General features: G+C 67.1%; 22 protein-coding genes. 17 read left to right on the forward strand and 5 right to left on the reverse strand.

Annotated features, from left to right (window positions below; translation table 11 throughout):
* Positions 1–17: 17 nt before the first annotated feature.
* Genes AC3WLC_RS31400 through AC3WLC_RS31415 form a run of 4 tightly spaced genes read right to left on the reverse strand, consistent with a single transcriptional unit; the run spans position 18 to position 2808 of the window.
* Positions 18–956, reverse strand: coding sequence for a Bug family tripartite tricarboxylate transporter substrate binding protein (locus AC3WLC_RS31400; protein ID WP_493687819.1), 939 nt, complete (start codon positions 954–956; stop codon positions 18–20).
* Positions 957–989: 33 nt separating this feature from the next.
* Complete coding sequence (locus AC3WLC_RS31405) at positions 990–1886, reverse strand: SMP-30/gluconolactonase/LRE family protein (RefSeq protein WP_493687820.1); 897 nt, start codon at positions 1884–1886, stop codon at positions 990–992.
* Between the two features lie 8 nt (positions 1887–1894).
* Positions 1895–2623, reverse strand: a complete 729-nt coding sequence (locus tag AC3WLC_RS31410; RefSeq protein ID WP_493687821.1) for an RraA family protein — start codon at positions 2621–2623, stop codon at positions 1895–1897.
* Entirely contained in the window at positions 2620–2808 is a 189-nt protein-coding gene (locus tag AC3WLC_RS31415; protein ID WP_493687822.1) for a hypothetical protein, read from the reverse strand. Before AC3WLC_RS31415 ends, AC3WLC_RS31410 begins: the two co-directional genes overlap by 4 nt.
* A gap of 218 nt (positions 2809–3026) precedes the next feature.
* On the opposite strand from AC3WLC_RS31415, the gene AC3WLC_RS31420 reads away from it, so the two are divergent.
* From AC3WLC_RS31420 to argC, 16 genes are all read left to right on the forward strand, one after another.
* The gene (locus AC3WLC_RS31420; RefSeq protein ID WP_493687823.1) at positions 3027–3881 is read left to right on the forward strand and encodes an IclR family transcriptional regulator; all 855 of its coding nucleotides are present in this window, start codon (positions 3027–3029) and stop codon (positions 3879–3881) included.
* Positions 3882–3986: 105 nt separating this feature from the next.
* Positions 3987–4928, forward strand: a complete 942-nt coding sequence (locus AC3WLC_RS31425; RefSeq protein WP_493687824.1) for a 2-hydroxyacid dehydrogenase — start codon at positions 3987–3989, stop codon at positions 4926–4928.
* A gap of 17 nt (positions 4929–4945) precedes the next feature.
* Complete coding sequence (locus AC3WLC_RS31430) at positions 4946–5257, forward strand: NIPSNAP family protein (protein ID WP_493687825.1); 312 nt, start codon at positions 4946–4948, stop codon at positions 5255–5257.
* A 300-nt stretch (positions 5258–5557) separates the two neighbouring features.
* On the forward strand, positions 5558–5809 hold the full coding sequence (locus AC3WLC_RS31435; RefSeq protein WP_493687826.1) for a hypothetical protein: 252 nt from the start codon (positions 5558–5560) through the stop codon (positions 5807–5809).
* Positions 5810–5817: 8 nt separating this feature from the next.
* Positions 5818–6042, forward strand: a complete 225-nt coding sequence (locus AC3WLC_RS31440) for a hypothetical protein (protein ID WP_493687827.1) — start codon at positions 5818–5820, stop codon at positions 6040–6042.
* A gap of 107 nt (positions 6043–6149) precedes the next feature.
* A complete protein-coding gene (locus AC3WLC_RS31445) occupies positions 6150–6356 on the forward strand; it encodes a hypothetical protein (RefSeq protein ID WP_493687828.1) in 207 nt (68 codons plus the stop codon).
* Between the two features lie 59 nt (positions 6357–6415).
* The gene (locus AC3WLC_RS31450; RefSeq protein WP_493687829.1) at positions 6416–6673 is read left to right on the forward strand and encodes a hypothetical protein; all 258 of its coding nucleotides are present in this window, start codon (positions 6416–6418) and stop codon (positions 6671–6673) included.
* 90 nt (positions 6674–6763) lie between these two features.
* Positions 6764–7267 (forward strand): GNAT family N-acetyltransferase, encoded by a 504-nt coding sequence (locus tag AC3WLC_RS31455; RefSeq protein ID WP_493687830.1) that lies wholly within the window; start codon positions 6764–6766, stop codon positions 7265–7267.
* Positions 7268–7587: 320 nt separating this feature from the next.
* Positions 7588–7902, forward strand: a complete 315-nt coding sequence (locus AC3WLC_RS31460) for an NIPSNAP family protein (protein ID WP_092157056.1) — start codon at positions 7588–7590, stop codon at positions 7900–7902.
* Between the two features lie 19 nt (positions 7903–7921).
* A complete protein-coding gene (locus AC3WLC_RS31465) occupies positions 7922–9784 on the forward strand; it encodes a TRAP transporter large permease (RefSeq protein WP_493687831.1) in 1863 nt (620 codons plus the stop codon).
* Positions 9775–10758 (forward strand): TRAP transporter substrate-binding protein, encoded by a 984-nt coding sequence (locus tag AC3WLC_RS31470; RefSeq protein ID WP_493687832.1) that lies wholly within the window; start codon positions 9775–9777, stop codon positions 10756–10758. Before AC3WLC_RS31465 ends, AC3WLC_RS31470 begins: the two co-directional genes overlap by 10 nt.
* Before the next feature lie 47 nt (positions 10759–10805).
* Positions 10806–11561 carry an SDR family oxidoreductase gene (locus AC3WLC_RS31475; RefSeq protein WP_493687833.1) on the forward strand — a complete coding sequence of 252 codons (756 nt, stop codon included), beginning with the start codon at positions 10806–10808 and terminating at the stop codon, positions 11559–11561.
* Positions 11562–11673: 112 nt separating this feature from the next.
* The gene (locus AC3WLC_RS31480) at positions 11674–11952 is read left to right on the forward strand and encodes a hypothetical protein (protein ID WP_493687834.1); all 279 of its coding nucleotides are present in this window, start codon (positions 11674–11676) and stop codon (positions 11950–11952) included.
* Between the two features lie 19 nt (positions 11953–11971).
* A complete protein-coding gene (speB, locus tag AC3WLC_RS31485) occupies positions 11972–12928 on the forward strand; it encodes an agmatinase (protein ID WP_493687835.1) in 957 nt (318 codons plus the stop codon).
* Positions 12929–13022: 94 nt separating this feature from the next.
* Positions 13023–13538 carry a P-loop nucleotide/nucleoside kinase family protein gene (locus AC3WLC_RS31490; RefSeq protein ID WP_493687836.1) on the forward strand — a complete coding sequence of 172 codons (516 nt, stop codon included), beginning with the start codon at positions 13023–13025 and terminating at the stop codon, positions 13536–13538.
* Positions 13539–13784: 246 nt separating this feature from the next.
* Positions 13785–14717 (forward strand): N-acetyl-gamma-glutamyl-phosphate reductase, encoded by a 933-nt coding sequence (gene argC, locus AC3WLC_RS31495; protein ID WP_493687837.1) that lies wholly within the window; start codon positions 13785–13787, stop codon positions 14715–14717.
* 492 nt (positions 14718–15209) lie between these two features.
* Here the strand turns inward: argC and AC3WLC_RS31500 are convergent, their stop codons facing one another.
* On the reverse strand, positions 15210–16058 hold the full coding sequence (locus AC3WLC_RS31500; RefSeq protein WP_493687838.1) for a fumarylacetoacetate hydrolase family protein: 849 nt from the start codon (positions 16056–16058) through the stop codon (positions 15210–15212).
* Positions 16059–16523: 465 nt separating this feature from the next.
* On the opposite strand from AC3WLC_RS31500, the gene AC3WLC_RS31505 reads away from it, so the two are divergent.
* Positions 16524–17882: an OmpP1/FadL family transporter gene (locus tag AC3WLC_RS31505; RefSeq protein WP_493687839.1), complete on the forward strand. Its 1359-nt coding sequence runs from the start codon at positions 16524–16526 to the stop codon at positions 17880–17882.
* The last annotated feature ends 237 nt before the right edge of the window (positions 17883–18119 follow it).

The raw sequence follows: 18119 nt of genomic DNA on the forward strand, positions 1-18119 counted from the left end.
CTCGGGCGGGCCACGCCTCATTCCGCGCGGATGCCGTTCGCTTTCAGCCAGGGCAGCCAGCGCGCGAAATCGGCGTCGAGGCGCGCCTTGAAGGCGGCGGTGTCCTGTGGATTCTCCAAGCCGTTATCGGCGAGCTTGGCGGCGATCTGCGGCTGCTTGACCACCTTGGCGATCGCGTCGGCGATCTTCTGCTTCTGTGCCGGGGCAGCGCCTTTCGGCATCAGCACGCCGTACCAGTTGGTCAGCATCAGGTCCGGCATGCCGGCCTCGGTCGCGCTGGGGATCTCGGGCAGCAGCGCCGAGCGCTTGGTGTCGAAGATGACAAGGCCCTTGAGCCGGCCGTCCTTGACGTATTGGCGCAGGATCGGGACATCGGCATTGACGAGGTCGACCGAGCCGGCGATCAGATCGGTCAGCGCCGGCGCCGCGCCGCGATAGGCGATCTGCTCCATCGCGACCTTGGCCGATTTGGCGAAGAGCTCGGCCCCGAGATGCATGGTGCCGCCGCTGCCGGTCGAGCCGTAGTTCAGCTTCGTGCCCTTGGCCTTCTCGACCAGGCCCTTGAGATCGTCGACGCCGAGCGAGGGGCGCACCGCGATCATCGTCTGGACCTCGCCGAGCAGGTAGACCGGCTCGATGTCCTTCTGCGGATCGTAAGGCACGCTCGCCATCGTGCCGGCGCTCAGCACCAATGCCGAGGTGGTCAGCAGGAGCGTGCGTCCGTCCGCCTTCTCGCGCGTCGCCGCCGCCGTGCCGATCGTGCCGCCGGCCCCGCCGCGGTTCTCGACGATGACCGTGCCGCCGAGCTCCTTGCCGAGATCGGGGGCGATGATCCGCGCGAACAGGTCGGTCGGCCCGCCGGCGGCGAATGGGACGAGCAGCTTGATGGTCTCGGCCGCCTTGGCCGGCGTCGCGAGGATCGCGGCGAGCGCGACCGCCTTGATGATCCGATGCATGGTTCGTCCTCCCAGACTGTCGTTATTGCTGTGTCAGCCGGCGAAGCGCGGCTCGGGCAGGCCGCGCACGCCGACATCGAGCGCCAGCACGGCGCCGGCGAGCGGCTCGACCGCGAGCGTCTCCGGCGCCAGGCGCTGCGAGTGGCTGGTGATGTAGAGCGTGGCGAGGTCCTTGCCGCCGAAGACGGGGCAGGTCGGATTGGTCACCGGCAGCTGGATGATCCGGTCGACGCTGCCGTCCGGCGCCTGGCGCACGAGATGGCCGGTCGCGACCATGCACGTCCAGAGATAGCCCTTGGCATCGACAGTCGCGCCGTCGGGCCGGCCGAGCTGGTGCGTCCAGTCGGCAAAGACGCGCCGGTTGCTGGTCGTGCCTGCGTCCAGGTCGTAGTCGAAGGCGAAGCTCGTCTGGTTGTGCGTATCGGCGAAGTACATCGTGCCGCCATCCGGGCTCCAGGCGATCGAGTTCGGCAGCACGAAGCCGTCATGCATCGCCTTGCAGCCATGGTCGGCATCGAGCCGGTAGAGCACGCCGACCGGAACCCGGTTGTGATCGTGCATGCTGCCGACCCAGAAGCGCCCGCGCGGATCGCAGCGCCCGTCATTGAGGCGCATGCCGGGAACGTCGCCGACCGGATCGGCGATCCGCCTGGGCGGTTCGCTCGTCGCGGGATCGTAGACATAGATGCCGCTATTGGTGCCCATGACGAAGCCACCGGCCTCGCGCGGCGCGATCGAGCCGATCATCAGGTCGGCCTGCAGCCGGCGGGCTTCGTGCCTGTCGGTGGCGGGATCGTAGGATTGCAGCGCCGGCCGGCGCACATCGACCCACCACAGCCGCTTCGTCCGCTCGCACCAGCGCGGCGTCTCGCCGAGGATATCGGCGCTCTGCACGACGCAACGGATCTCGACGTCGTCTTCCACGGTCATGGTCGGCCTCACTTGTACTTGGTGGCGGCGAGCGTCTTCAGGTCGATGCCCGCCGCGATGTCGCTCTTCTGGCGGTTGTCGCCGGCGTCGATCTTCTCGGCTTCGCGCAGCACGGCTTCCGCCTCGGCGAAGGGCACGAAGACGATGCCGGCCTCGTCCGCGACGACGAGATCGCCGGCATCGACCGAGACGCCGGCGATGCGGACGCGGCCATTGATCTCGACCGTCTCCAGCCGCCATTTGCCGGTGATCGGGGTGACGCCGCGCGACCAGATCGGGAAATTGCGCTCGCGCGAGGAATCGGGATCGCGGAAGGAGCCGTCGATCACGGCGCCGACGCAGCCGGCGCGATGGGCGACGGCGGCCGATTGGCCGCCCATGTTCGACAGCCCGGTCAGGCCCTCGATCACCACGACATCGCCGGGCTCGGCCTGGTTATAGGCCTCGTGCTCGCCCATCTTGCCGACCCGGCTCGCGGCGGCGGCGGTCGCGCTCTGCGGCCGCTCGACATTGCGCACGGTGACGGCCTGGCCGACGACGCGGCCGCTCGCCAGCGTCGGCGCCAGCGTCGAGGCCGGGATCGCGCCGAACACGCCGAGATTGTCCATTGCGTCCGAGACCGCGCTGGTCAGGTCGGAGAGCGCGCCATAGCGCTGCAGCAGGTCGGACGACAGGCGCGGCAGTCCGGTCCGCCGGATGGCTTCGGGCGGCACGCGGCCGGTCAGAGGCTTGGTCATGGAAAGGCGCCTGCGGAAGCTGGAGAAGGCCCGGCCGAGACGATCACCTCGGCCGTCCGCACCAATGCGAGCTGCTCCTGGCGCACCTCGCTGTCCGCGAAATGCAGACGCTGGCCCTCATGGGCGCAGGCGGCGATCGCCGCGCGCACCTCTGGCATGACCGGCGTCAGAAAGGCGATCTCCACCCCATCCATCCTTCTCTGTTGGCCGGGATGCTGTCCTACAATAAGCACTTCGTCAATGATCCCGTATTATGAGATTTTTTGAGATATGTGTGAGTTTCACTCATAACGTGTTGGAAAGGCGTGGATTTCGTTTCGCTTGGCAAAGCGAGAGAGCTCTGCTAGCTCTCAGAAGAGAGAAATTATCTCGTATTATGGGATTTTGCGTGAAAGGGCAGGGCGTGTCGAACGATGCCTTCCTCGTCGAGACGATCGAGGATGTCGCCGAACCCGGCGATGGCGCTGCGAAGGAGGGCGAGTCTCTGCTGAGCAGCCTCGGCCGGGCCTTGAGCGTGCTCGACATGTTCTCGCTGGCGACGCCCTTGGTGGCGGTCGAGGAGATCATCGCCCAGCTCGGCTGCAGCCGCTCGACCGCCTATCGCTATCTGAAGGAGCTGAGCGATGTCGGCCTGCTCAGCCCGGCCTCGAACGGCAGCTATGGCCTGGGCGCGCGCATCATCGAACTGGAGCGGCTGGTCGCGCTCACCGATCCGCTCTACCGGGCTGGGCAGGAGGTGCTGCACGGGCAGCCTTGCGACAACAGTGCGCTGCTGCTGCACAGCCTCTATGGCGACAAGGTGCTCTGCATCTTCAAGGAAGGGCCCGACGCGCTGGAGCATGACGGCAAGCGCGTCATCATCCGCCGGGCGCGCGGCCTGCCGTTCCCGCTCTTCCAGGGTGCGGCCTCTCTGGCTCTGCTGCCCTATCTCTCGGCGCATCGCATCCGCGAGATCTATCTGCGCAGCCCCGCCGAGATCGCATCGGCCGGCCTCGGCGACAGCTGGGACCAGTTCCGCCGCGCCATGGCGACGATCCGGCGCGCCGGCTACGCCACCAGCCATGGCCGGATCACGCCCTATCTCAGCGGCGTCGCCGTGCCGATCCTGCCGCCCGACGGCTCGCGCGTCGTCGGCAGCCTCGCCCGCACGATACCGACCGCCGTGCTCTCCGCGGAAACGGAAGCACGTGCAGCGGCCGAACTCGCCGAACTCGGGCAGCGCATCGCGGAGCGCTATCTCGCTTTGCTGCGCGCCTGAGGCTGCTTTCGCCGCGCTACGCCGAGGGCAGGGCAGCGATGGCCTGAGCCGGCGCTTCGCGGAGCCCATTCTGATGTCGAGGCTCGACACATCATGCCTAGCTCAATGCCCCGCTTGCTCGAAATCGGCCCGCTGCCGCCAGGATTGACCAAGGCCGCGCGCGAGCGCTTCTCCGTGCACCCGCTCTGGCAGGAGGCTGATCCGGCCGGCTTCCTCGCCAGCCATCACGGCGCTTTCGCCGGCGCGATCACCATGGCGCGCCATGCCTGCACGGCCGAGCTCTTGGCGGCGATCCCCGGCGGCGTGGTCGCCTCCTTCGGCGTCGGCACCGAGAAGCTCGATCTGGCGGCGGCCGCCCGCTTCGGCGTTCAGGTCGCGATCACGCCCGATGTCCTCAATGACTGCGTTGCGGATACGGCCTTCGGGCTGATCCTGGCGACGACGCGGCGGCTCGTGAACGCTGATCGCTTCGTGCGCGAAGGCCGCTGGAAGGCCGGCGCCTTTCCGTTGGCGACGCAGGCCACCGGCAAGCGCCTCGGCATCGTCGGGCTCGGCAAGATCGGCCGCGAGATCGCGCGCCGCGCTACTGGCTTCCGCATGGAGATCCGCTATTTCGGCCGGCGCCGGCAGTCCGACGTGCCCTATGGATTCGTCCCCGACCTGATCGAGCTGGCGCGCTGGGCCGACATCCTCGTCCTGTCCTGCAGCGGCGGACCGGCGACGCACCATCTCGTCTCGGCAGCTGTGCTCGAGGCGCTCGGTCGCGACGGTTTCCTCGTCAACGTTGCGCGCGGCAGCGTCGTCGACGAGGCCGCGCTGGTCGAGGCGCTGAGCGACGGCCGCATCGCCGGTGCCGGCCTCGACGTCTATGCCAGCGAGCCGAATGTGCCGGCTGGTCTCCTCGGTAGCGACAGGGTCGTCCTGCTGCCGCATATCGCCGCGAGCACGCATGAGACGCGGCGCGCCATGGAAGCGCTGGTCATCGCCAATCTCGACGCATTCTTCACCTCCGGCGCCGTCCTGACGCCGCCCGAGCCATCAGCCTGAGCAGGATTACCCTCGCCATGATCATCGAGCACCGGACCTATGTGGTCGAGCACGGGCGGACCGACGAATATCTCGAGCGCTATCGGCAGCACGGGCTGCCGGTGCAGCAGAAGTATCTTGGTCGCCTGCTCGGCGTCTTCGTCAGCGAGATCGGGCGGCTGAACGAGGTCCTCTATATCTGGGTCTATGACAGCCTCGCCGATCGCGAGGAGCGGCGGGCAAAGCTCGACGCCGACCCGGCCTGGCACGAATTCCGGCGCGGCAACCGCGGCACCTTCGTCCAGCAGGACGTCAAGATCATGCGCTACGCTTCGTTCAGCCCACACTGACCGGTCTGCCGGGCAGGGCACTCTGGCCGGGTGCATAGGCTTGCGAGCCCGCATCGACATCTCGCGAAATCATCCGATTCTGGCTCGTGGCATAATCGTGGCCAGATTGCGGCGCGTTGCGGGTAGCAAAGCCGCAAGCTGATCTGCTATGGGGGCATGGGGGGAAGAGCGGTGATCTGCCTGCCGATCTGGCTGCTCACCATGGATAAACATGCGGGGGCGCGCGAAAACCGTGCTGACTGGCGCAAGCTTCGCCAAGCGGTGCTGGACATATTTCCGCCGCAAGACAGGAGAACTGCCATGCTCAAGATAGCCATCGCCGCAGTCGGCTTCGCCGCCATCAGCCTTGCGACGGCTCCGGCCTTCGCCCAGGGCGGCAAGAAGGGCCAGGACGAGTTCCTCGGCGTCGATATGGACACCGGCCGGACCTATTACGACGGCCGCAACGACGGCAAGTACTGCCTCTACAAGACCGTTCGCGTGTTCAACCGCTATACCGGCTACTACGAGAACCGGCGCGTGCGCCGCTGTGGCCGCGGCCTCTATATGTGAGCGCTGCCATGAACCCTATCGCCAAGATCATCGCCGGCATCGCTTTCGCCGCTACGGCCGCCGCCTGCACCCCGACCGTCGTCGCCGATCCCAACGGCCGCCTCATCAACACCGGGCTGGTGCAGGATGGCGACTGCCTGACCCGCACCGTCATGGTTTATGATCGCGAGCTCGGCTACGAGCGGGCGGTCGAGCAGCAGTTCTGCGGCGGACGCCCGCGCATCGCGCGCTGACCATTTCCGATTGATCCCTGCGCAGGCCCCGCCACGGCTGTGGCGGGGCCTGTCCTTTTGCTAGGCTATGGGAATTGAATCGTTCGGACTGTTCCGGAGGGAACCCCATGCCAAAACTCTGCAAGTTCACCTCGCCTACTGACGGCAAGCCCCTCTATGTCAATCCCGACCAGGTCAGCGTGGTCTATACCTTCAAGGGCCAGCCGCCCGACACGATCATCGCCTTCCGCAAGGACTTCCAGCTCGGCGTGAAGGAAAGCCTGGAAGAGACTGTCAGGATTCTCGAAAGCGCGACCGAGGCTGCCGAAGGCTGACGCCCTGAGCCGGCGCAGCTCTCTCCGCATCGCCGCCGGATTGTCGCCCCAAAGCGGCCATGCGGCGCTTCCATCCTCGCTCCATGAGGATCATCGCTGCATCTGCTCTCACCCTGGCGCTCAGTGCTTGCGCGAGCACGCCGGACCCGATCGTCGAGGACCGCTCGCGCTGCGACGCCTATGGCTTCCAGCGCGGCACCGACGCTTACGCCAACTGCGTCATGACGCAGGATCGCGACCGCGACCGGCGTTATGAGCGTCAGGCCGGGCAGCGTCCGTATCGTGCAGAACGATCCTATCGTTCTGACGAGGAATAGCCGCGGGCTTTCAGGCTTGTTATCGGCTGCCGCGATCGTGGGTTTCGCTCCTGCCGGATTCCAGCCGCGCCGGATTATTCGGTCGGGCGCATGATCCATCAGTCCCAGCTCGTGACAGCGCGCCTCGTCGTGCGGCCTTTCGCGGCTGCCGATGCGCCCTTGCTCGTCGCGCTCTTCGCCGACCCGCAGGTCCATCGCTTCGTCGACGACGGGCGGCCGCTTGCCCCCGACGTCGCGGCGCTCTGGGTCGAGCGCTCGGCGGCAAATCTCGAACGCTTCGGCTATGGCACCGGCGCCGTTGTCGAGCGCGCCGGCGGCGACTTGATCGGCTGGGCCGGCTTCGCCCGGCCGGGCGACGGCACTGAGGAGGTGATCTACGGCCTCCGCCGTGCCAGCTGGGGCAGGGGGCTGGGCAGGGAATTGCTCGCCGGCCTCGTCGCCTTCGCCGGCGAGCGCCGCATCTCTCCGATGCGGGCGACGGTCGACCCGGACAACGCCGCCTCGGTGCATCTGCTGCGGCAGGCCGGGTTCGTGCTGGCAGAACCCGGCTATCGCGGCGATGCCAGGGCCGATCTTTATCTGCATGGCGGCTAAGCGTCCCGGCCGCCTCAAAAAGCAAGATGTTGCTCTGGGGGCGCCGGTTCGCAGTTCATTCTTCTCCGCGACGCGGGGCCCGCGCGAAGCCTCTTCGTTGCTCGCCGTGAAAGACGGCCGTCATGCGCCGATTGCAAGCTTGGCCGGAGCCGTACCGGTTGGGCTTTGCCGCGAAGACGGCTATCTGGTCGCTCGGCCGCTCTGCGGCTTCGCATTGCATCGGACCGAAAAGTGGAACCCACTTTCCGGAAAAATCCGATGCGATCATCGTTATCGCGTCCGTTTGGACGCGCGATGATCTAGGAGGGAGCGGCTGAGCGATGATCCTCGACGAGCGTACCTACGCCATCAAGCCCGCGCATGTGCGCGACTATCTCGACCTCTATGTCGCTGAGGGGATGGAGCTGCAGATCTCCCATCTCGGCCATCTGATCGGTTGGTTCACCACCGATAGTGGCGTCGTCAACGAAGTCGTGCACATGTGGCGCTTCGAGGATGCAGGCGATCGCGAGCGCCGCCGCGCCGCCATGGAAGCCGATCCGCGCTGGCAGGTCTTCCGCGCCAAGGCAGCCCCTTATGTCCTCGAGATGCGCAGCCGGATCCTGCGGCCGACGCATTTCTCGCCGCTGCGCTGAATTGGTGCCGGGCGCTGCCATGGCTGCTGCGCCGCCCCGATCCTCCGCTCGTCTGATCGGTGAGCGCGGGCTGGCCGTGCTCGTCGCAATGCTCGAATGGCTGGGCGCGGCGATCCTCGCCGTGCTTTTCCTCGTGGTGATGACCGCAGTGGCGCGGCGCTATCTGCTCAGGGACGGGCTCGTCTGGTCGGACGAGCTCGCGATCTGGCTCAATGTCGCGCTGGTCGCGGTCGGCGCACCGCTCGCGGCGACGAGCGCGCTCGCCATGCGGCTCGATGTCGTCGTCAACCTGCTCCCCGTCTCGGCACGGCGCATCGCCGCCATCCTGGCCGAGGCGATCGCCGTCCACGGCGCGCTGGTGCTGGCGCTCGGCGGCGCCAGCGTCGCGGCTTTGGTCGGCGGCACCTCGACCGTACTCGGCTTGCCCGAGAGCCTGCGCTTCGCGACCTTCGCGATCGGCGGCGGGCTGACGCTGCTCGTCGTGTTCTGGCGGGCGGCGCTGACGCAATCCTGGCCGGCGGCGCTGGTCGCTCTACTGCTCGGGGTGGGCCTCTACGGGCTCGCCAACAGCGCGACCGGCTTTTTCGTCACGACTCCGAGCCTGGTTGCGGGACTCGCCGCCGGGGCGGGGCTCCTGCTCGGCGCGCCGCTGCCCTTCGCGCTCATCGCCGGCGTCTCGCTCTCGGGCGCCTTCGGCGGCCTGCTGCCGGAACCGGCCATCGTCCAGAACACGGTGGCGGGCGTCTCGAAATTCCTGCTGCTGGCGATCCCCTTCTTCCTGCTCGCCGGCGAGTTGCTGACCGCGGGTGGCCTCGCCGAACGGCTGGTACGCTTCGCTGCCGCCCTGGTCGGGCATTTCCGGGCCGGGCTGGCGCAGACCGCCTTGGTCGCGAGCGTGTTGTTTTCGGGTGCCTCCGGCTCCTCGGTCGCCAATGCCGCCTTCGGTGCCAAGGTGATGGCGCCGGCTCTGGTGGCGCGCGGCTATCCGCCGGCCAACGCCGCTGCGATCGTCGCCGGCGTCTCGATGCTCGACAACATCATCCCGCCCTCGATCGCCTTTCTGATCCTGGCCGCCGCGACCAATCTCTCGGTCGGCTCGCTGCTGGTCGGCGGCTTCGTCGCCGGCGCGTTGCTGACGGCGGCGCTTGCCATCGGCATCCATTTCAGCGTGCGCGGCGTCGTCGATTCTGCACCTCGTGCCAGCGGTGCCGAGCGGGCGCGGTCCTTCGTTGGCGCGCTGCCGGCGATCGGGCTCGGCATCGTCGTCGTGGTCGGCATTCGCTTCGGCGTGGTCACGGTGACCGAGGCTTCGGCGCTCGCCGTCGCCTATGCGCTCGTTGCCTGCCTGTTGCTGCGCAGCCTTAACGGCGCGACTGTGCTCGCCTCCCTGCGCAAGGCGGCAGGAGAGGCGGCAGCGGTCGGCTTGCTGATCGGGGCGTCGGCGCCCTTCGCCTTCCTGCTCGCGGTCGACCGCGTCTCCGAGCAGATGGCCGGGCTGGTCACGGCGCTGGGCGGCGGCCCGCTTGCGGTGATGCTGCTCTCCAACCTCGTCCTGCTGATCGCCGGCCTGTTCCTCGACATCGGCGCGGCGATCCTCTTGCTGGCGCCGCTGCTGTTGCCGGCGGCGATTGCGGCTGGGCTCGATCCGATCCAGTTCGGCGTCGTGCTGGTGGTCAACCTGATGATCCATGGGCTGACGCCGCCGCTCGGGATCCTCGTCTTCGTCGTGAGCGGCATCATGCGGCTCTCGCCGGCCGCGGTCTTTCGCGCGGTGCTGCCTCTGCTGGCGAGCCTGCTCGTGGCGCTCTTCGTCCTCTGTCTTGCGGTGGCGGCCTGGCCGTCGCTACCTGTCTCCATCAAGGAGTTGTTCCGATGGCTTTGACCCGCCGCGCCTTCGCTGCCGCAACGATCGCAGCACCGGCCATCCTCTCAGGCCGCGCCTTTGCCGCCGGCCGGCCGGTCACGGTCGCGTCCTTGCTCGGCGAGGACAAGCCGGAGACGAGGATCTGGCGCCGGGTCACCGAAAAGCTCAACACCAGCGCGCCTGGCCGCTTCGACCTGCGTGTCGTGCCCAATGCCGCGCTCGGCGGCGAGAAGGAGGTCGCGGAGGGCCTGCGGCTCGGCTCGGTCCAGGCTTCGCTGTTCACGATCTCGGCTCTATCGTCCTGGGTGCCGGACGGCCAACTCCTCGATCTGCCCTTCCTGTTCCGCGACCGGGCGCATCTGAAGCGCGTCCTGGCAGGCCCGCTCGGCGAGGAGCTCAAGCGCAAATATGAGGCGCAGGGCTTCGTCGTGCTCGGCTTCATCAATTACGGCGCCCGCCATCTCCTCGCCAAGGAGCCGCTGACCACGCCGGCAAGTGTCAAGGGCAAGCGCATCCGCGTCATCCAGAGCCCGCTGCACACCGAGCTCTGGTCGGGCCTTGGCGCCTATCCGACGCCGATCCCGATCCCTGAGACCTACAACGCGCTGAAGACCGGGGTGGTCGACTGCATGGACCTGACCAAATCGGCCTATGTCGGCTTCAAGCTGCACGAGGTCGTGCCCTATCTGATCGAGACCGGCCATATCTGGGCCACCGGCGTCGTTGCCGTATCCGCGTCCTTCTGGAAGGGCCTCTCGGCCGAGGACAAGGCGGCCTTCACGGCTGCAACTGCGGAAGGGGCGGGCTATTTCGACGAGCTCATCATCGCCGATGAGGACGCCTCGATGGCCAAGGCGAAGGCCGAGGGCGGCAAGGTCGTGCAGCCGGAGGATCGTCCGGGCTGGGAGGCCGGCGCGCGCAAGGTCTGGGCCTCCTTCGCGCCAAAGCTCGGCGGGCTGGAGAAGATCGAGGCGATCGCCAGCAGCACCTGAGTCCGGCCGCCATCCATTCCAATTGAAGTCACAGGAAAGCCGTCCGCATGTCCGACCGTCCCGTCCTCCTGGTCACCGGCGGCAGCCGCGGCATCGGCGCCGCGATCTGCCGCTTCGCCGCCGAGCGCGGCTATGACGTCGCCGTCAACTACCAGGGCAATGCGCAGGCGGCGGCCGATGTCGTCGCCTCCTGCGGCCGGGCAGGGGCGAGGGCGGTCGCGATCCAGGGCGACATGGCGAACCTCTCCGACATCATCCGCGTCTTCGCCGAGGCCAAGGCGGCGCTCGGCCCGCTGACCGCGGTGGTCAACAACGCCGCCATCACCGGCAAGAGCAGCCCGCTCGCCAAGTCGGACCCGCAGGTCATCCGCGCCTGCATCGACCTCAACGTCACCGGCGCGATCCTGGTGGCGCGCGAGGCGGCCCAGGCCCTGCTCGCCAACGATGGCGCGAAGAACCGTGCCATCGTCAACATCTCCTCGATCGCCGCCGGGCTCGGCTCGCCCAACGAATATGTCTGGTACGCCGCCTCGAAAGCGGCGGTCGATTCCATGACCATCGGCCTGGCGATCGAACTGGCGCCGGCCGGCATCCGCGTCAATGCGGTGTCGCCGGGCATGACCCAGACCGATATCCACGCGCTTTCGACCGGCGATGCCGGCCGCGTCGACCGCATCGCGCCGACGATCCCGCTTCGGCGCGTCGCCGAGCCGGAGGAGATCGCCGAAGCCGTGCTGTTCGCGCTCTCCGAGGCCGCGTCCTACATGGTCGGCTCGATCATCCGGGTCGGTGGCGGGCGATAAGTCACTCCGGGCGCTCAAACGACAGAAACGGCTGCGGGAACAGCCGCAGACGGCTGGAGCCGCGGCCCCGGCGTGCTAAATCGGCTGCCGCCCTGTTCAACCGGAAGCCACCATGCGCGTCCTGCTCGTCCTGATCGCCTTCGGCATGGTCGCGGTGCCGGCCCTGCTCGCGCTGGCGCGTAGCGACCTGCCGCGCGGCCGGCGGATCGTCAACGCGCTGATCGTGTTCCTGGCTCCGGCCTTCGCGCTCGGCCTGATCCATGGCGTGCCGGAGCTCGACGGCAGGGCACTGCAATACCCGGTCACCTGGACGATGCTGCGGCTCGTCCTGACCGGGCTCGCCTTGATCCTGCCCTGGTGCCTCTATGTCTGGCTCAACGGCCGGCGCTGATTTCCTACGGATTGTCGAGATGACCGAACCCAAGCAGAACCCGCCGATCGACCACGCCTTCACCGGCGACCGCAAGGGTCCGGCCCATGACCCGACCTATGCCGGCGCGCTCTCCTTCATGCGCCGCCGCTACAGCAAGGACGTCGCCGGCTGCGATGCCGTGGTCTGGGGCGTGCCCTTCGACCTTGCCGTCTCGAACCGGCCCGGGACCCGCTTCGGGCCGCAGGCCATGCGACGCGTCAGCGCGATCTTCGATGGCGATGCGCAATATCCCTCGCGCATCGACCCGTTCGAGACACTCGCCGTGGTCGACTATGGCGACTGCCTGCTGCCGCGCAGCGACCTGCAGGGCTGCGCTCGGGCGATCGAGAGCGAGGCCGCGGCGATCATCGCCACCGGCGCCCAGCTCGTCACCCTCGGCGGCGACCATTTCATCACCTTGCCGCTGCTGCGCGCCCATGTCGCCCGCCATGGCAAGCTCGCCATCGTCCAGTTCGACGCGCATCAGGATACCTGGGATGACGGCGTCGGCGCGATCAGCCACGGCACCTTCGTGCTCGAAGCGGTGCGCGAGGGGCTGATCGACACGGATCGTTCGATCCAGGTCGGCATCCGCACAGTCGCGCCGCGCGATTGCGGCATCGAGGTGCTCGACGCCTATGAAGCGCATGGCCTCGGCGTAGAAGGCATCGCGGCGCGGATCAGGGAGCGGGTCGGGCAGGGGCCGGCCTATCTCACCTTCGACATCGATGCACTCGATCCAGCCTTCGCGCCCGGCACGGGCACACCCGTCTCTGGTGGCTTCTCTTCGGCAGACGCGCTGCGCCTGGTCTGGGCGATCCGCGATCTCGATTTCCGCGGCATGGACATCGTCGAGGTCTCGCCGCCCTATGACCATGCCGACGCGACCGCGATCGCCGGAGCGGCGGTGGCGCAGCATTATCTCCAAGCGTTGGCACTGAAGAAGGCGGGTTGAATCGGGTCGCGAGGCGCTTGAATCATTCTGACAAGAATATGCCTCAACCGGTTCGAAACTCTGGGCAAATCAACCCCGTCGACCGGAGGCATCCGTGCTGATCGTCTTCAGTGGATTTCCTGGCAGTGGCAAGACGACGCTTGCCCGCCAACTCGCGACGAGGCGATCGGCGACTTATCTGCGTATCGACAGCATCGAGCATGTGCTTCGCAGCACTTTGCCGGACAGCGAGATCGGCTCGGCGGGTTATGCCGTCGCTCAGGCGATCGCGGGCGGAAACCTTTCGCTCGGCATGACGGTCGTGGCCGATTGCGTGAACCCGGTATCCGAGAGCCGGCTGGCCTGGCGCAAGCTCGCCGATGTCTCGGCCACGAGGCATCTCGACATTGAAGTTGTCTGTTCCGACAGGGCGGAGCATCGCCGCAGAGTAGAGCAGCGGACTGCCGATATCGCGGGGTTTGTGGTTCCGGACTGGGCCTCGGTGGAGGCTCACGCCTACGAGCCCTGGACGAGCGACAGGCTGATCGTCGACACGGCCGTTCTGTCGGTCGAGGAGGCATTGCTTCTGATCGAAGGCCGGCTGGCGTCGCTGGTACGCAGCGCCGATTGACAGGCAGACGGTCAGGGAACATATAGCGCCGCATGACCATGAACCCGACCCGACGTCGCACCGAACAGGCCGCCCTGGCGCGCCCGCGATGACGCTCGGCTTCTAGCCCGAACGCCCGCGACCGCGCCCAGAGCGCGGTTTTTTTATGCCCGTCGCAAAACTGATGTCCGGTTTTGCGACAAGGCCAAGTTCCAAAGCCAGCCAACCAGTTCCGCCCGCTTCCACCAGACGCCTTGCGAGGGTCCGATGAGCCAGAACCTGAAATCCATCTTCATCGACGGCGAAGCCGGCACCACCGGGCTCGGCATCCGCGAGCGCCTCGCCGATGTGCCGGAGATCGTGGTCAAGAGTATCGATCCCGACAAGCGCAAGGATCCTGCCGCTCGCAAGGCGATGATGGCCGATGTCGATCTCGTCGTGCTTTGCCTGCCCGACGATGCAGCGAAGGAATCCGTCGCGCTCGCCGACGAACTCGGCAGCGACGCTCCCAAGATCGTCGACGCCTCGACCGCCCATCGCGTCGCAGCGGACTGGACCTATGGCTTCGCCGAGCTGGAGCCGGGCTTTGCCCAGAAGGTCGCCAACGCCAACCGCGTCGCCAACCCCGGCTGCTATCCGACCGGCGGCATCGCGCTGCTGCGCCCGCTCGTCGATGCCGGTCTGCTGCCGACGGATCATCCGATCACCGTCAATGCGGTCTCCGGCTATTCCGGCGGCGGCAAGAGCATGATCGAGGCCTACGAGGCCGGCACCGCGCCCGATTTCGAGCTCTATGGTCTCGGCCTCAAGCACAAGCACCTGCCCGAGCTGCAGGTCTATTCGCGGCTGGAGCGGCGGCCGATTTTCGTGCCCTCGGTCGGCAATTTCCGGCAGGGCATGCTGGTCTCGGTGCCGCTGCATCTCGACACGCTGCCCGGCAAGCCCAAGCCGGCCGATCTCGAAGCGGCGCTGGCCGAGCGCTATGCCGGCTCGACCTATGTCAGCGTCCTGCCGGCGGATGCGAGCGGCAAGCTTGAGCCTGAAGCGCTGAACGACACCAACAAGCTCGAACTGCGCGTCTTCGGCAATGCCGATCTCGGCCAGGCCGTGCTCGTCGCCCGGCTCGACAATCTCGGCAAGGGAGCCTCTGGCGCTGCCGTGCAGAACATTCGGCTGATGCTCGGCCTGCCGGAGGGCTGATACCAATACCCGGATCCGCACCGACTCCCGGTCCCGGTTCGCGACGAAACAGTGGCTGCACCCCCCAAATGGGGGATGCGGCCATGTCTGCTTGCGATCATAGCTGGATGAGGCGGCAGGAGAGCGGGGGCGATTCGATGCCGGGATTCGATACGTTGGGCGTGCGCCTCGCGCGCAGTCGGCGAAGGCTCGAACGCGAGCGCGCCGCGGTGAACATCGAGCAACTGGTCCAGGATGGGCGCGAAACGTCCGTTCGGGGCGATGGGGCGCCTGTCGCCTCGGCGGCCAGCATGCCGAGGCCGGCATCGGCGCAAGTGATCAGGTTTCCGCGCCCGAACGGGCGTATCGGGGACTGAAGCGGCTGTGCCAGGGCACGCTGCAGCGCTGCCGGGGTGAGGTCGAACAGCCCCGGCAGCGCTTTTTCCTTCGATGTCTCGATATCGTTCGAGATCGTGGCCGGCTCGCCTCGAAAGCGGGCCGGCCGCTGCCGTTTCAGCCCGCGTAAGGCTTGAACAGCTGCTTCTGGGTGCCGAGGCCTTCGATGCCGAGCGCCACCGTCTCGCCGCCCTTGAGGAAGCGCGGCGGCTTGAAGCCGAGGCCGACGCCGGGCGGCGTGCCGGTGGTGATGACGTCGCCCGGATCGAGCTGCATGAACTGGCTGATATAGTGGACGAGATAGGCGGCGCCGAAGATCATCGTCTTGGTCGAGCCGTTCTGGACGCGCTCGCCGTCGACCTCGAGCCACATGCCGAGATTTTGCACGTCGGCGATCTCGTCCGGCGTCACCAGCCAGGGGCCGAGCGGGCCGAAGGTCGGGCAGCCCTTGCCCTTGGCCCATTGCCCGCCGCGCTCGATCTGGAATTCGCGCTCGGAGACGTCGTTGCAGACGCAGAAGCCGGCGATCGCGGCCATCGCATCCTTCTCGGCGATATAGGAGCCGCCGTCGCCGATTACGATGGCGAGCTCGACCTCCCAGTCGGTCTTCTTCGAGCCTTTCGGGATGATCACGTCGTCATTGGGGCCGACGATGCAGTTCGGGGCCTTGTTGAACAGGATCGGCTCGGCCGGGATCGGCGCACCGGTTTCTGCGGCATGGTCGGCGAAGTTGAGACCGACGGCGATGAAGTTGCGGACATCGCCGACGCAGGCGCCGATGCGCGGCGAGCCGTCGACCAGCGGCAGTGATTCGGGGGACAGCGCCTTCAGCTTGGCGAGCGAGGCGGACTTCAGCGCCGCGCCGGCGAGGTCGGAGACATGCGCGGAGAGGTCGCGCAGCTTGCCGGCGGAGTCGATGAGGCCGGGCTTCTCCTGACCAAATGCGCCGTAACGAACCAGTTTCACGTCGTTTCCCCCTTTTCAATCGTTTCAAACAGGGTGTGTAAGACAAGACCGAAGGTCGCCGCGATCCTGGGCGGACTGCCCCTGCGATGCAAGCCCGCCGCGACGCATGCCATGCTTGCGGGCGCGCCGGGAATTGTGGCGCTTATGCAACGCTTCTCATGAAAGCGCGCATGATCCGGAGCCGTCGACGAAGCCCATGTTGCGACGCACAATGGCAAAATCAGCAATAGTTCGCATCTAAACCATCTTTTCGGTCGCTGGCTTTGCCGCGGGACACGCGAAACGCCGGATTTTTGCACGTTTTTGGCCCTGCCGATGCGGAAAGCAGGGGCAGCAAGGCGATTTGGCGGCGATCAAGGCGGGATTGCGGCGGAAACCGGCAGGCGGCATGGTGATGACAGATTCCGCGGCCTGCTTCGCCGCAAATCGCCACAACAAGAACCTCAGCTTGGGGAAGACGCCGCGATGAAGAGCCTTCTGAAACTCACCACCGCCGCCACCGTCTCGCTTTCGGCGCTGCTGGCGGCCGGCGCGGCTTCGGCGAGCTCCTTCGCAATCCGGTCGGGCCAGAGCGCCGAAGGTCTCGGCATGGCCTATGCGGGCGCAGCGGCGGGCGGCATCGGCATGGGCTCGATGGCCTGGAACCCGGCGACGATCACCATGTTCCCCGGCCGCAACAGCCAGTGGAACTTCACCTATCTCTACGCCAATGGCGACTATCAGCCGACCTCGGCGACCACGGTGCGCACGCCCGCCGGGGCCACGGTTCCGATCCAGGCCGCCGGCGGCAGCATCCTCGGCACCGGCAATATCGGCGGCGACGGCGCCTTCATCCCGGCGTCCTATTCCGCCTGGCAGCTGACCGACCGGTTCTGGATCGGTCTCACCACGGGCGCGCCGTTCGGCCTGCGTTCGAAGCCCGACAACCAGGTCAATGCGGCGCAGGTTTTCGGGCGGTCTGCGCGAGTGCAGACGATCAACGTCTCCCCGACGATCGGCTACAAGGTCAACGACTGGCTCTCGATCGGCGCGGCGCTGCAGATCCAGTATTTCAAGGCCAGCCTGAAACAGGCCGACGGCGTCACTGCCGCCGCGAGGCCGATCATCATCCAGGGCGACACGATCGATCTCGGCTATCGTTTCGGCGCCACGCTGACGCCGTTCGAGGGCACGACGATCGGCTTGGCCTATCGCTCCTCGATCCGGCAGGAGCTGGAAGGCAGCCTGCGGAGCGCGGCGACTGGCTACATCCCGGTCAAGGCTAATCTGAACCTGCCTGACTCGGTCGTGTTCGGTGTCTCGCAGGTCATCAACGACCAGTGGCAAGCCCATCTCGGCGTGGAGTGGACGAATTGGAGCCGCTTCCGCAACATCCCGGTCGTGACCCGCGCCGGCGGCATCCCTGTCACCAGCCTGAACTTCCAGTATGACGACAGCTGGTTCTTCTCGGGCGGCGTCGAGTACAAGTACAATCGCGACCTGACGCTGCGCGCCGGTGTCGCTTACGAGCTCTCGGCGGTCAACGACGACAATCGCCAGATCTTCATCTCGGACAACGATCGGCTGTGGCTCAGCGCCGGTCTGAGCTACCAGCTCACCGAGAAGCTGAAACTCGACGTCGGCTACACCTATATCCACGTCAACAAGGCCAAGGTGAACTATACCGGCAACAATCCGCAGCAGGTGTTCAATCCTGCGCTGCGGGCGGTGTCCTACACCGCCGAGGCCGAGCCCTATATTCACGTGGTCTCCGCCGGTCTGACCTATCGCTGGGACAACCCGGCCGAGACGATCCCGGTCCGCCCGGTCGTCCGCAAGAACTGAGCCACGCTTCCAGAACGTTGAAAAGCCGGCCTTTGGGCCGGCTTTTTTGTTGGATGACGCCCGCGAGAGGCTTGAGACTTTGTTTGCGTCCGAGCGGCGTCGGAGGGCAGGGGCAAGGCCCACCCAGAGGAGGCGGCTGCCCCCGTATCAGAACCTCATCTCAACCCTGCCCTTGAGGGCGTGGTCTCTGGAGCGTTCGCCGATCGCCGCCGAGTAGGTCAGGCCGAGCGCGGTCGC

This window comes from Allobosea sp. GW821-FHT03A12 (assembly GCF_058986765.1).

Bases quoted from the DNA above. Each gene is read 5' to 3' on its own strand.
- AC3WLC_RS31445 (WP_493687828.1), top strand. From the start codon at position 6,150: ATGCCAAAACTCTGCAAGTTCACCTCGCCTACTGACGGCAAGCCCCTC.
- AC3WLC_RS31460 (WP_092157056.1), top strand. From the start codon at position 7,588: ATGATCCTCGACGAGCGTACCTACGCCATCAAGCCCGCGCATGTGCGC.
- argC (WP_493687837.1), top strand. From the start codon at position 13,785: ATGAGCCAGAACCTGAAATCCATCTTCATCGACGGCGAAGCCGGCACC.
- AC3WLC_RS31405 (WP_493687820.1), bottom strand. From the start codon at position 1,886: ATGACCGTGGAAGACGACGTCGAGATCCGTTGCGTCGTGCAGAGCGCC.
- AC3WLC_RS31475 (WP_493687833.1), top strand. From the start codon at position 10,806: ATGTCCGACCGTCCCGTCCTCCTGGTCACCGGCGGCAGCCGCGGCATC.
- AC3WLC_RS31425 (WP_493687824.1), top strand. From the start codon at position 3,987: ATGCCCCGCTTGCTCGAAATCGGCCCGCTGCCGCCAGGATTGACCAAG.
- AC3WLC_RS31435 (WP_493687826.1), top strand. From the start codon at position 5,558: ATGCTCAAGATAGCCATCGCCGCAGTCGGCTTCGCCGCCATCAGCCTT.
- AC3WLC_RS31505 (WP_493687839.1), top strand. From the start codon at position 16,524: ATGAAGAGCCTTCTGAAACTCACCACCGCCGCCACCGTCTCGCTTTCG.
- AC3WLC_RS31455 (WP_493687830.1), top strand. From the start codon at position 6,764: ATGATCCATCAGTCCCAGCTCGTGACAGCGCGCCTCGTCGTGCGGCCT.
- AC3WLC_RS31430 (WP_493687825.1), top strand. From the start codon at position 4,946: ATGATCATCGAGCACCGGACCTATGTGGTCGAGCACGGGCGGACCGAC.
- AC3WLC_RS31410 (WP_493687821.1), bottom strand. From the start codon at position 2,623: ATGACCAAGCCTCTGACCGGCCGCGTGCCGCCCGAAGCCATCCGGCGG.
- AC3WLC_RS31450 (WP_493687829.1), top strand. From the start codon at position 6,416: ATGCGGCGCTTCCATCCTCGCTCCATGAGGATCATCGCTGCATCTGCT.
- AC3WLC_RS31400 (WP_493687819.1), bottom strand. From the start codon at position 956: ATGCATCGGATCATCAAGGCGGTCGCGCTCGCCGCGATCCTCGCGACG.
- AC3WLC_RS31465 (WP_493687831.1), top strand. From the start codon at position 7,922: ATGGCTGCTGCGCCGCCCCGATCCTCCGCTCGTCTGATCGGTGAGCGC.
- AC3WLC_RS31480 (WP_493687834.1), top strand. From the start codon at position 11,674: ATGCGCGTCCTGCTCGTCCTGATCGCCTTCGGCATGGTCGCGGTGCCG.
- AC3WLC_RS31470 (WP_493687832.1), top strand. From the start codon at position 9,775: ATGGCTTTGACCCGCCGCGCCTTCGCTGCCGCAACGATCGCAGCACCG.
- speB (WP_493687835.1), top strand. From the start codon at position 11,972: ATGACCGAACCCAAGCAGAACCCGCCGATCGACCACGCCTTCACCGGC.
- AC3WLC_RS31440 (WP_493687827.1), top strand. From the start codon at position 5,818: ATGAACCCTATCGCCAAGATCATCGCCGGCATCGCTTTCGCCGCTACG.